Consider the following 12,300-nt stretch of genomic DNA (forward strand, 5'->3'; position numbering starts at 1 on the left):
TCCCGTACTCCACAGGATTGGGACAGCGGCCATCGTTCAAACGATCAAAGATTCTCGTACCGGTTCATGTCCAGCACGCCCTCTTCCACCGGATCGGTTTCGTGGATGTACTGGCTCAGATCGTGGAAATAGAACCAGAACTGCGGATGGCTGCGGCGGATGCCCCAACGTTCGACGATCTTCTCGAACTGCGGCGCATCCTTGGCGCTTTCCATGGCATCGACAAACGCCGGCACCTGATCCGCCGGGATGTTGAACATGAAATTCGGATAACTGCTGAGCACGCCCGGATAAATGGTCAGGGTGTCGAGCCCCGGCTGGTAGCGCAACGATTCACCGAGCAGGAACGCCACGTTGCTGTGGGCGCGGTTGCGCAGCAGGCTGTAGACCTCGCGTTTGCCGCTGCGGGTTTCGATGCGCAGCATGGTCGCTTCCGGCAACTGATCGATGACCTTCAGACCGGCTGCAGGACGCGCCGTCAGGCGGCTCAGGGCCTGTTCGGCATTTTGCAGCGCCGGGTCGATGTTCGGCCGCGAGCAGTAGGCATCCACGCAGCGGTTGATCGGATCGGGCCGTGCGTTGAGGTCGCCGTAACGGGCTAGCAACTGCATGGCGAAGTCGTGTTTCGGGTCTTTTTCGTCGAGTTTCAGCGCGGTCGGCTTGTCGTCGTCGATGGATTCGTAATCCAGCCACATCTTGAACTGGCCGCTGCTCTGGTACCAATCGTCGAGGTAATCCTCACGGGAGTCGGCCGGCATCAGACGCAGGAAGTTCTGTTCGGCGCCGTTGCGGATCAGGTCGAAGTACAGGCGGGTCTGCGCCTGATGGGAGACGTTGCCGAACACGTCGAAGTTGACCGCCAACTGGTAATAGGTGCGTTCCAGCAGCGGATAGTCGAACAGCCACATGGTCTGCGGCACTTCACCTATCAGGCCTTTGGTCACCGAGGCGCTGTCGAAGTGACGGAAGATGCTCAACAGCGCATTGTCGTTGCCCGCCCACAGGGTCGACCAGCTCGGTGCCGGTTGGTCGGCGTAGCTATCCCGGCGCAGGGCTTCGTACTTGTTGCGCTTGTTGCGGTAGTCGTGCCACAGGCTCAGGACACTGCCGACATCGTCGTTCTGCCCCGGCATGGCCAGCAACGGCGTGGCCTGGCCGCGATAGTTCGGGTCGGTGATGTACAGGTCATGTTCAGGCGCCTGGAACAGCGCCCAGAAGTTGTCACGGATCACGTCGGTCGCGATCTGCCCACGGCACACCGGGCCGCGAATGAAGGTACGCACGAAGTATTCGGCGTTATCGAGCATGAACTGATACCGCGCCTGCGCCGGAATCGCCTCGAAGGTGGCGAACGGATTGGCCCGGCTCTGCGGCCCGTAGCCCGGCAATGCATGCACCTGCCAGTTGCCGTTGTAGAACAGGCTCTTGACCCGCGCCATCTTCGCGGCGCTCAGCGGATAGGTGATGTGGGTCTTGTGCACGATCACGCCCTGCACCGGCCACAGACGGTAATAGACCTGGGTGCCCGGATCATCATTGGGACGGCGGGTCGCGATCAGATCGATCGGCTGGCCGGTCGGCGTGCGCGAACGCACCCACTGGAAGAAATGCCCCGGCTCGCCGTCCTTGAAGTAGATGTGCGCCAGGAACCAGTGCTCGAACAGCCAGCGCCCGACCAGGCTTTCCCGCGCACCCGGCTGGTTGAGCAGGTTTTCCCACTGCACGATCTGCAGCGCTTCCTTGGCACTCGGCGCCAGGCCTTGCTCATCGATCGGCGCGCCGGACGCCAGCCAGCGCTGCAATGTCTGGTATTGCTGATCGGTCAGGCCGGTGACCGCCAGCGGCATGCCCTCTTTCGGGTGGGCGCCGGCATAGCCGTCGAACTCGGCGGGCATCGCGCACATGTTTTCCCGCTGCAGGCCCAACACGATGTCTTCCGGCAGTTTGGCGTTGGGTGTCAGCGGCGTTTTGTGCCCCAGCTCCAGCATGCGCGCCATCAGTGCGGCCTGGCTGCCCTGGGAGTCGAGTACCGAATAGAAGTCTTTCTGCTGCCAGGCACGTTTGCCAAAAGCGTCGTAGAACAGCCGCGTGGTCGGCGCCGCCTGGGTGCGCTCGCCATCGTAGACCGGCATCTTGCTCGCGCCACGGGCCGCGCCTTCACCGCTGCCCAGGTTCAGCTGACAGGCAGAGTCGTAACACGCATGGCAGGCCACGCACTTCTCGGTGAAGATCGGCTGGATGTCGCGGGTGTAAGAAATCGAAGGCGAGATCGCAGGACTTTGCGCCGCCGCGCCAAAGCTCAAAAACAGCAACACCATGCTGACGACGCGGTACGACATATCCCTGATCCTGATCCTGAATAAAAACGCCGCGATTCTACCGTTATGACGCCCATGCCAACATGAGCGATATTCATGCAAAAGTGCCACATGCTCTAAATCCGCACAGGTTTGTTATGATCCCGCTCCTTCGTCATGGTCTTTTCGAGTAGTCCCAATGTCCGATCGCAGCGTCCGCCTTCAAGCTCTCAAGCAAGCCCTCAAAGAGCGCATCCTGATACTCGATGGCGGTATGGGCACGATGATCCAGAGCTACAAGCTCGAAGAGCAGGATTATCGCGGCAAGCGTTTCGCCGACTGGCCGACCGACGTCAAGGGCAACAACGACCTGCTGGTCATTACCCGTCCCGACGTGATCGGCGGCATCGAAAAAGCCTACCTGGATGCCGGCGCCGACATCCTGGAAACCAACACCTTCAACGCCACCCGCATTTCCATGGCTGATTACGGCATGGAAGAGCTGGCCTACGAACTCAACGTAGAAGGCGCACGACTGGCGCGCAAGGTCGCCGACGCCAAGACGGCCGAGAACCCGGACAAGCCGCGTTTCGTCGCCGGCGTCCTCGGCCCTACAAGTCGCACCTGCTCGCTGTCGCCGGACGTCAACAACCCGGGCTATCGCAACGTCACCTTCGATGAGCTGGTGGAGAACTACACCGAGGCCACCAAAGGCCTGATCGAGGGCGGCGCCGACCTGATCCTGATCGAAACCATCTTCGACACCCTCAACGCCAAGGCTGCGATCTTCGCCGTGCAAGGCGTGTTCGAAGAACTGCACATCGAATTGCCGATCATGATTTCCGGCACCATCACCGACGCTTCCGGCCGGACCCTGTCGGGCCAGACCACCGAAGCGTTCTGGAACTCCGTGGCCCACGCCAAGCCGATTTCGGTCGGTCTGAACTGCGCACTCGGCGCCCGTGAACTGCGTCCGTACCTGGAAGAGCTGTCGGACAAGGCCAGCACCCACGTCTCGGCGCACCCGAACGCCGGCCTGCCGAACGAATTCGGCGAGTACGACGAGCTGCCGGTGGACACCGCCAAGGTCATCGAAGAATTCGCCCAGAGCGGTTTCCTCAACATCGTCGGCGGCTGCTGCGGCACCACCCCTGGCCACATCGAAGCCATCGCCAAAGCCGTCGCCGGTTACGCGCCACGGCAGATTCCGGACATTCCCAAGGCCTGCCGCCTGTCGGGTCTGGAGCCGTTCACCATCGATCGCAGTTCGCTGTTCGTCAACGTCGGCGAGCGGACCAACATCACCGGTTCCGCAAAATTCGCCCGTCTGATCCGCGAAGACAACTACACCGAAGCCCTGGAAGTCGCCCTGCAGCAGGTCGAGGCCGGCGCCCAGGTGATCGACATCAACATGGACGAAGGGATGCTCGATTCGAAGAAGGCCATGGTGACCTTCCTCAATCTGATCGCCGGCGAGCCGGACATCTCCCGCGTACCGATCATGATCGACTCCTCGAAATGGGACGTGATCGAAGCCGGCCTCAAGTGCATTCAGGGCAAGGGCATCGTCAACTCGATCAGCATGAAAGAAGGCGTCGAGCAGTTCATCCACCACGCCAAACTGTGCAAACGCTACGGCGCCGCCGTGGTGGTGATGGCGTTCGACGAAGCCGGCCAGGCCGACACCGAAGCGCGCAAGAAAGAAATCTGCAAACGCTCCTACGACATTCTGGTCAACGAAGTCGGCTTCCCGCCGGAAGACATCATCTTCGACCCGAACATCTTCGCCGTGGCCACCGGTATCGAAGAACACAACAACTACGCTGTGGACTTCATCAACGCCTGTGCCTACATCCGTGACGAACTGCCGTATGCCCTGAGCTCCGGCGGCGTGTCCAACGTGTCGTTCTCGTTCCGCGGCAACAACCCGGTGCGCGAGGCGATCCACTCGGTGTTCCTGCTGTACGCGATCCGCGCCGGCCTGACCATGGGCATCGTCAACGCCGGTCAGCTGGAGATCTACGACCAGATCCCGCAGGAACTGCGCGACGCCGTTGAAGACGTGATCCTCAACCGCACCCCGGAAGGCACCGATGCCCTCCTCGCCATCGCCGACAAGTACAAGGGCGACGGCAGCGTCAAGGAAGCCGAGACCGAAGAATGGCGCAGCTGGGACGTCAACAAGCGTCTGGAGCATGCACTGGTCAAAGGCATCACCACCCACATCGTCGAGGACACCGAAGAGTCCCGTCAGTCCTTCGCTCGCCCGATCGAGGTGATCGAAGGCCCGCTGATGTCCGGCATGAACATCGTCGGTGACCTGTTCGGCGCCGGCAAAATGTTCCTGCCACAGGTGGTGAAATCCGCCCGCGTGATGAAACAGGCCGTGGCTCACCTGATTCCGTTCATCGAACTGGAAAAAGGCGACAAGCCGGAAGCCAAGGGCAAGATCCTGATGGCCACCGTGAAAGGCGACGTGCACGACATCGGCAAGAACATCGTCGGCGTGGTGCTGGGTTGCAACGGCTACGACATCGTCGACCTCGGCGTGATGGTGCCGGCAGAGAAGATCCTGCAGGTGGCCCGCGAAGAGAAATGCGACATCATCGGCCTGTCCGGTCTGATCACGCCGTCGCTGGATGAAATGGTCCACGTGGCCCGCGAAATGCAACGCCAGGACTTCCACCTGCCGCTGATGATCGGCGGCGCGACCACCTCCAAGGCGCACACGGCGGTGAAGATCGAGCCGAAGTACAGCAACGACGCGGTGGTGTATGTCACCGACGCTTCCCGCGCCGTGGGCGTGGCGACGCAGTTGCTGTCCAAGGAGCTGAAAGCAGGTTTCGTCGAGAAGACCCGCGAAGAGTACATCGACGTCCGCGAGCGCACGTCCAATCGCAGCGCCCGTACCGAACGCCTGAGCTACGCCGCCTCGATCGCGAAAAAGCCGCAGTTCGACTGGGCTTCCTATACACCGGTCAAACCGACCTTCACCGGCACCCGTGTGCTGGACAACATCGACCTCAACGTCCTGGCCGAGTACATCGACTGGACGCCGTTCTTCATCTCCTGGGACCTGGCCGGCAAATTCCCGCGCATCCTTGAAGACGAAGTGGTCGGTGAAGCCGCGACTTCGCTGTACAAGGACGCCCGCGAGATGCTGACCAAGCTGATCGACGAGAAGCTGATCAGCGCCCGTGCGGTGTTCGGTTTCTGGCCGGCCAATCAGGTACACGACGACGATATCGAACTGTACGGCGATGACGGCAAGCCAATGGCGCGCCTGCATCACCTGCGCCAGCAGATCATCAAGACTGACGGCAAGCCAAACTTCTCCCTGGCCGACTTCGTTGCACCGAAGGACAGCGAAGTGACCGACTACGTCGGTGGTTTCATCACCACCGCCGGCATCGGTGCCGAAGAAGTGGCCAAGGCCTATCAGGACGCTGGCGACGACTACAACTCGATCATGGTCAAGGCCCTGGCCGACCGTCTGGCCGAGGCCTGCGCCGAATGGTTACACCAGCAGGTACGTAAAGAGCACTGGGGTTATGCCAAGGACGAAGCCCTCGACAACGAGGCGCTGATCAAAGAGCAGTATTCCGGCATTCGCCCTGCCCCGGGCTACCCGGCGTGCCCGGATCACACCGAGAAGGCTACGCTGTTCGCCCTGCTTGACCCGGAAGCCCAGGAAATGCGCGCCGGCCGCAGCGGTGTGTTCCTCACCGAACACTACGCGATGTTCCCGGCGGCAGCGGTCAGCGGCTGGTACTTCGCCCATCCGCAGGCGCAATACTTCGCCGTGGGCAAGATCGACAAGGATCAGGTGCAGAGCTACACCTCGCGCAAAGGCCAGGAACTGAGCCTGACCGAGCGCTGGCTGGCGCCGAACCTGGGTTACGACAACTAAGCAGAAGCCCGAACAAAAGACCGCAGCCTGCCCCGCAGGCTGCGGTCTTTTTTCATGGGTTGGCTATGCTTGTCTGACACACACGGCAGACGAGGGATTTATGGACGATCCAGTCGACAACAAGCCACCGACCTTCTGGCAGATGCTGCACAGCGTCATGGCGGCGGCGTTCGGCGTGCAAAGCGGCAAAAACCGGGCAAGGGACTTCACCCATGGCAAGCCCAGCCATTTCATCTTCCTGGGCATTGCGTTCACGGCGGTGTTCGCCCTGACGCTGTTTGGCATCGTGCAACTGGTGGTGCATCTGGCGGGCGCCTGAACAGCCTCAGTGCATCAGGGTCTGCAGGTTGAACGGATAGCGGTACGAAGCCGGGCGGCCCTTCGCCGACATCTTGTGAAAGTGCACGCCGTAATCCGGCGACGTGCCCATGGCCAGCATTCGGCGGGCATGATCCTTGTCGATCAGTTGCAGCAAGGGAATCTGCCGGTCGCGGCCACCGTACTGGTTCAGGTCGACGCCCTGCGCATAATCGTGCACTTCCACCAGCGCCCAGCCCCCCAGGGTGAAATGACCACCGAGCAATGCACTCAAGCGTCCGTCGATCATGGCCTGCAGCGCCGCAGGCGAGGTATTGACCGCGCTGAACAGCACGTCTTTGCCCGGCACTTTCCCGATCTCGGAAACCGCTCGCATAGCGCCGAAGGCCATTTCGTCGTTGGCCGCCCATACCAATGACACCTTGGGGTAACGAACCAGCAACTGCCGGGCCTGCTCGTAGGCACGCTGCTGTGTCCAGCCGCCGTAGACCAGTTGCCGCAAACGGACTTCAGGATGTTCGGCCAGCGCCCTTTGCATGCCTTGCTCGCGCAACTGCGACGACGGCGTGATCTTCAGGCCGGAGAACGCCAGCAGTTCAATGCTGGCGCCGGGGGCCACTGGTGGATGCAGGCGGATCAATTCCTTCATCAACAGGTAACCGCCCTCCTCGTCATTGGGCACGAGGCTGCCGATCCGATCGGCCCGGTCCCCGACCAGCGCTTGCTGATTGGGGGTCAGCGCGGCATTGACGATAAACAGCTTCACCCCGCTCTGATTGGCCATGCGCAGGATCTGCGGCGCGATGTATTGCTCGTTGGCGAACATCAGATAGTCGGGGCGATCAGGGCCCTGCAGGGCTACCCGGGCCTGGGCCAGGGTCATTTCGGGCTGGCGCTGGGAATAGAGGATGCGCAGATCGACGCCCAGGTCTCGCGCGGCAGCCTGCATGAATTGCGAGTAGCTGACCCAGAACGCTTCGTCAGTGGCGCCCGGATTCAGAAACAACACAGACTCTGCCCGCGCGCCGGCTCCAAAGGCCAGGCCCAGCACAAGCAGACTGATGTGGAGAAACTTGAACATGAAACATCCGGGCCCGGGGAAAAATGGCCGCGCATTATAGCCATTCAATCGCCGGCCATTAGCGCCTGATCCCGCTTTTTGTCCGACAATCGTCGGAAGCGGGCCCGGAGGGGTCGTTTTACTGATGACTGACCCAGAACACCGCTGTGCCCACGACCAGAATGATCAGGAACAGAATGGCCCACGCATCGACACTGCTATCGCTTTTCCTTGCCTTGGTTGGATTGCTCATTGCATCGCCTCTTGTCGGTTTTATCGGTGATTGCAGAAAGACTCGACCACAGTTAAGACGATGATTGTCCGCACGACAAATGTGGGTTAGTTGACACCCGTTCTCGTTAGGCGATTTGGTTCTTTACATATACTCAAACATCACTTTTGCGCATAACTGCAAACGGGTATATTGCCCCGGCTCCATTAGGGAGTGCGCGGCCGTGCGCGCGTAATTGCCGAGGCACCATCGGACTCCAGCAAGCGAAAACGCAGCGTTTTCCGAGTAGCCCAAAGCCTGAGAACAGGACTTATATGTACGTATACGACGAGTACGATCAGCGGATCATCGAGGACCGCGTCAAGCAGTTCCGTGATCAGACCCGACGCTATCTGGCAGGTGAGCTGAGCGAAGAAGAATTCCGCCCCCTGCGCCTGCAAAATGGCCTGTACATCCAGCGCTTCGCGCCGATGTTGCGGGTGGCGGTGCCTTACGGCCAGCTGACCTCGCGTCAGATGCGCATGATGGCCAAGATTGCCCGCGACTACGACAAGGGCTACGCCCACATCAGTACTCGCCAGAACGTGCAGTTCAACTGGCCGGCGGTCGAAGACATCCCGGACATCCTCGCCGAGCTGGCCACCGTGCAGATGCACGCGATCCAGACCAGCGGCAACTGCCTGCGCAACGTCACCACCGACCAGTTCGCCGGTGTCGCGTTCGATGAGCTAATTGACCCGCGTCCTTGGTGCGAAATCGTCCGTCAGTGGACGACCTTCCACCCGGAATTCGCTTACTTGCCGCGTAAATTCAAGATTGCCGTCAACGGTTCGACCTCCGACCGTGCGGCCATCGAAGTCCACGACATCGGTCTCGAGCCGGTGCACAACGCCGCTGGCGAACTCGGTTTCCGCGTACTGGTCGGTGGCGGCCTGGGCCGTACTCCGGTGGTTGGCGCGTTCATCAACGAGTTCCTGCCGTGGCAGGACCTGTTGAGCTACCTCGACGCGATCCTGCGGGTCTACAACCGCTACGGCCGTCGTGACAACAAATACAAGGCGCGGATCAAGATCCTCGTCAAGGCGCTGACTCCAGAAGTCTTCGCCCAGAAAGTCGATGCCGAGATGGAACACCTGCGCGGCGGCCAGACCACGTTGACCGAAGCCGAAGTGCATCGCGTCGCCAAACACTTCGTCGACCCGGACTACAAGGCGCTGGAAAACCAGACCGCCGAACTGGCCGCCCTCGACAAGGAACACCCGGGCTTCGCCCGCTGGCGCACCCGCAACACCCTGGCGCACAAGAAGCCGGGCTATGTGGCCGTGACCCTGTCTCTGAAGCCGACCGGTGTTGCACCGGGTGACATCACCGATAAGCAGCTCGACGCCGTCGCCGACCTGGCGGACCGTTACAGCTACGGTCAACTGCGCACCTCCCACGAGCAGAACATCATTCTCGCCGACGTCGAGCAGAGCCAGTTGTTCACCCTGTGGGGCGAGTTGCGTGAAGGCGGTTTCGCCACGCCGAACATCGGCCTGCTGACCGACATCATCTGCTGCCCTGGCGGTGATTTCTGCTCTCTGGCCAACGCCAAGTCGATCCCGATCGCCGAATCGATCCAGCGCCGCTTCGACGACCTGGACTACCTGTTCGACATCGGTGAACTGGACCTGAACATCTCCGGCTGCATGAACGCCTGCGGTCACCACCACGTCGGCCACATCGGTATCCTCGGGGTGGACAAGAAAGGTGAAGAGTTCTACCAGGTCTCCCTCGGTGGCAGCGCCAGCCGTGATGCCAGCCTGGGCAAGATCCTCGGCCCGTCGTTCGCTCAGGACGACATGCCGGATGTGATCTCCAAGCTGATCGACGTGTACGTGGAACAGCGCACCGAAGACGAGCGCTTCATCGACACCTACCAGCGTATTGGCATCGACCTCTTCAAGGAACGCGTCTATGCAGCGAATCATTAAGAACAACGAGGTCGTCGACGAAACCTGGCACCTGCTGCCCAAGGATTTCAACATCGACGAGATCAGCAACTGCGACGACCTGATCGTCCCGTTGCAGCTGTGGCGTGAACACGCCCGCATGCTCAAGGCCCGCGATGGCGGCCTGGGTGTGTGGCTGGACGCCGACGAAGAAGCCGAGGAAATCGGCGACGACGTGGATCAGTTCCAGGTCATCGCCCTGAACTTCCCGGCGTTCACCGATGGCCGCAACTACTCCAACGCCCGCCTGCTGCGTGACCGTTACGGGTTCAAAGGTGAGCTGCGGGCGATTGGCGACGTGCTGCGCGATCAATTGTTCTACATGCGCCGCTGCGGTTTCGATGCCTTCGCCCTGCGCGCAGACAAAGATCCGTACGACGCCCTTGAAAGCCTCAAGGACTTCTCGGTGACCTATCAGGCCGCCACTGACGAACCGCTGCCGCTGTTCCGTCGCCGGTAAATCCCGGGTCGTAGTTAAAAAAACGCCGGTCATTCGACCGGCGTTTTTTGTGTCCGTGTTACCAGAAACGTTGCTGTGTGAGGCGGCTCCACCAGTTCAGCAACAGACGGTCCACCGAACCGCTGGCCGCCATGCCGATGCGTTCCTGCAGGCTTTTGCGCTCGGCGTAGTGCAGGTGATAGACCTCGGATTTTTTCGCACGGTCCGCCAGGTATTCGTCGCTGGTCTTGAGTTCGTCCACCAGCTGTTTTTCCAGCGCCGCAAGGCCAAGCCAGACTTCACCGGTGGCGACTTCGTCGATCGCCAGTTGCGGGCGATAACGGGCGACGAAGTTCTTGAACAGCTGATGAGTGATGTCCAGGTCTTCCTGAAATTTCTCCCGGCCCTTCTCGGTATTTTCGCCGAACACGGTCAGGGTGCGTTTGTATTCGCCGGCGGTCAGCACTTCGAAGTCGATGTCATGCTTTTTCAGCAGGCGATTGACGTTGGGCAACTGCGCGACTACGCCGATGGAGCCGAGAATCGCGAACGGCGCGCTGATGATCTTCTCGCCGATGCACGCCATCATGTAGCCGCCGCTGGCTGCCACCTTGTCGATGCACACGGTCAATGGCACGCCGGCTTCACGGATACGCGCCAGTTGCGACGACGCCAGTCCGTAGCTATGCACCATGCCGCCACCGCTTTCGAGACGCAGGACGACTTCGTCCTTCGGTGTGGCCAGGGTCAGCAAGGCAGTGATTTCATGGCGCAGGCTCTCGGTAGCGGAGGCCTTGATGTCGCCATCGAAATCCAGCACGAACACCCGGGGTTTGCTTTCGGGATGTTTCTTCTGTTTTTTCTCGGATTTGGCCTCGCCCTTGCGCAGGGCCTTGAGCTGATCCTTGTCGAGCAGGCTTTGCTCCAGGCGTTCACGCAAGCCTTTATAGAAATCGTTGAGCTTGCTGACCTGCAGCTGGCCCGCGGCTTTGCGCCGGCCCTTGCTGCGCAACGCAGCGAAACTGGCCAGCACCACCAGAATGGCGATGACCAGTGTGACGGTTTTGGCCAGGAAGCTGGCGTATTCGGTCAAAAACTCCACAGTGACTCCTTCAAACGATGCGCCGTTGAAAAACGCGCGCTGGGATGACTCCAGCATACCCATGCACCGCCTCGTCGGCCAGCCGTGAAACCTCTGGAAACAGCCCTGTAACGGGCATTTCAAACAAGCGTATGTTTTTTCATTGACAGCTCTCCATCATCCCCATAACCTCGCGACAACCTTCAACGTACCGGGATGACGCGGACGTGGGCAGCATCTACTTGATTCGACATGGCCAGGCCTCCTTCGGTGCAGACGACTATGACGTCCTGTCGCCAACGGGTGTGCGCCAGGCAGAGATCCTCGGCCGCCACCTCGCCGAACTCGGCGTCAGCTTCGACCGTTGCCTGTCAGGCGATCTGCGCCGCCAGCAGCACACGGCCAACAGCGCACTGGAACAGTTCGCCGCTGCCGGTCTGCCGGTGCCTGCCCTGGAAATCGATTCGGCCTTCAACGAGTTCGACGCCGACGCCGTGATCCGCGCTCTGCTGCCGGCCATGCTGCCCGAAGAACCCGAAGCACTGGACATCCTGCGCAACGCCGCACAGAACCGTGGCGAGTTCCAGCGCATCTTTGCCCTGATCATCGAACGCTGGCTGGCCGGCACCTACGACACGCCCGGCCTGGAAAGCTGGCTGGGGTTCGTCGAACGGGTGCAGGCCGGTCTGAACCGTATTCTCGATCAGGCCGACAACACCCAGAAAATCGCGGTGTTCACCTCCGGTGGCACCATCACCGCCCTGCTCCACCTGATCACGCAAATGCCTGCCCGACAGGCCTTTGAACTGAACTGGCAAATCGTCAACACCTCGCTCAACCAGCTGAAATTCCGCGGTCGCGAGGTGGCTCTGGCTTCCTTCAACAGTCATGCACACCTGCAGCTGCTGAAGGCCCCGGAACTCATCACTTTCCGCTGAGTCCGGATTACTGTGACCCTGCTGCAATCAACCA

8 protein-coding genes are annotated in these 12,300 nt (G+C 60.8%); 5 read left to right on the top strand and 3 right to left on the bottom strand.

Translation table 11 applies throughout. From position 1 onward, the window contains the following. Positions 1–44: 44 nt before the first annotated feature. Complete coding sequence (locus DLD99_RS15705; RefSeq protein ID WP_114883455.1) at positions 45–2,339, bottom strand: fatty acid cis/trans isomerase; 2,295 nt, start codon at positions 2,337–2,339, stop codon at positions 45–47. A 157-nt stretch (positions 2,340–2,496) separates the two neighbouring features. Between DLD99_RS15705 and metH the strand changes: the two genes are divergently transcribed. Together metH and DLD99_RS15715 are read left to right on the top strand one after the other, a co-directional pair. Beyond that, complete coding sequence (metH, locus tag DLD99_RS15710) at positions 2,497–6,207, top strand: methionine synthase (protein WP_085710091.1); 3,711 nt, start codon at positions 2,497–2,499, stop codon at positions 6,205–6,207. Between the two features lie 100 nt (positions 6,208–6,307). Continuing rightward, entirely contained in the window at positions 6,308–6,526 is a 219-nt protein-coding gene (locus DLD99_RS15715) for a DUF2970 domain-containing protein (protein WP_065257810.1), read from the top strand. 6 nt (positions 6,527–6,532) lie between these two features. Here DLD99_RS15715 and DLD99_RS15720 read toward each other — a convergent pair whose 3' ends face one another. After that, the gene (locus DLD99_RS15720; protein ID WP_114883457.1) at positions 6,533–7,606 is read right to left on the bottom strand and encodes an ABC transporter substrate-binding protein; all 1,074 of its coding nucleotides are present in this window, start codon (positions 7,604–7,606) and stop codon (positions 6,533–6,535) included. 525 nt (positions 7,607–8,131) lie between these two features. On the opposite strand from DLD99_RS15720, the gene DLD99_RS15725 reads away from it, so the two are divergent. Together DLD99_RS15725 and DLD99_RS15730 are read left to right on the top strand one after the other, a co-directional pair. Further along, positions 8,132–9,790, top strand: coding sequence for a nitrite/sulfite reductase (locus DLD99_RS15725; protein WP_114883458.1), 1,659 nt, complete (start codon positions 8,132–8,134; stop codon positions 9,788–9,790). Continuing rightward, positions 9,774–10,268, top strand: a complete 495-nt coding sequence (locus tag DLD99_RS15730; protein WP_085730747.1) for a DUF934 domain-containing protein — start codon at positions 9,774–9,776, stop codon at positions 10,266–10,268. Before DLD99_RS15725 ends, DLD99_RS15730 begins: the two co-directional genes overlap by 17 nt. A 58-nt stretch (positions 10,269–10,326) precedes the next feature. On the opposite strand, the gene sohB is transcribed toward DLD99_RS15730, so the two are convergent. Beyond that, positions 10,327–11,349, bottom strand: a complete 1,023-nt coding sequence (sohB, locus tag DLD99_RS15735; RefSeq protein WP_114886705.1) for a protease SohB — start codon at positions 11,347–11,349, stop codon at positions 10,327–10,329. Positions 11,350–11,555: 206 nt separating this feature from the next. Here sohB and DLD99_RS15740 point away from each other — a divergent pair, with 206 nt between their 5' ends. Next, positions 11,556–12,266 carry a histidine phosphatase family protein gene (locus DLD99_RS15740; protein ID WP_085710097.1) on the top strand — a complete coding sequence of 237 codons (711 nt, stop codon included), beginning with the start codon at positions 11,556–11,558 and terminating at the stop codon, positions 12,264–12,266. Positions 12,267–12,300 lie beyond the last annotated feature (34 nt).

The organism is Pseudomonas kribbensis (genome assembly GCF_003352185.1).
Classification (GTDB): domain Bacteria; phylum Pseudomonadota; class Gammaproteobacteria; order Pseudomonadales; family Pseudomonadaceae; genus Aquipseudomonas; species Aquipseudomonas kribbensis.

Coding starts and splice junctions, on each gene's coding strand:
- DLD99_RS15730 (WP_085730747.1), top strand. CDS start 9,774: ATGCAGCGAATCATTAAGAACAACGAGGTCGTCGACGAAACCTGGCAC.
- metH (WP_085710091.1), top strand. CDS start 2,497: ATGTCCGATCGCAGCGTCCGCCTTCAAGCTCTCAAGCAAGCCCTCAAA.
- DLD99_RS15720 (WP_114883457.1), bottom strand. CDS start 7,606: ATGTTCAAGTTTCTCCACATCAGTCTGCTTGTGCTGGGCCTGGCCTTT.
- DLD99_RS15725 (WP_114883458.1), top strand. CDS start 8,132: ATGTACGTATACGACGAGTACGATCAGCGGATCATCGAGGACCGCGTC.
- DLD99_RS15705 (WP_114883455.1), bottom strand. CDS start 2,339: ATGTCGTACCGCGTCGTCAGCATGGTGTTGCTGTTTTTGAGCTTTGGC.
- DLD99_RS15715 (WP_065257810.1), top strand. CDS start 6,308: ATGGACGATCCAGTCGACAACAAGCCACCGACCTTCTGGCAGATGCTG.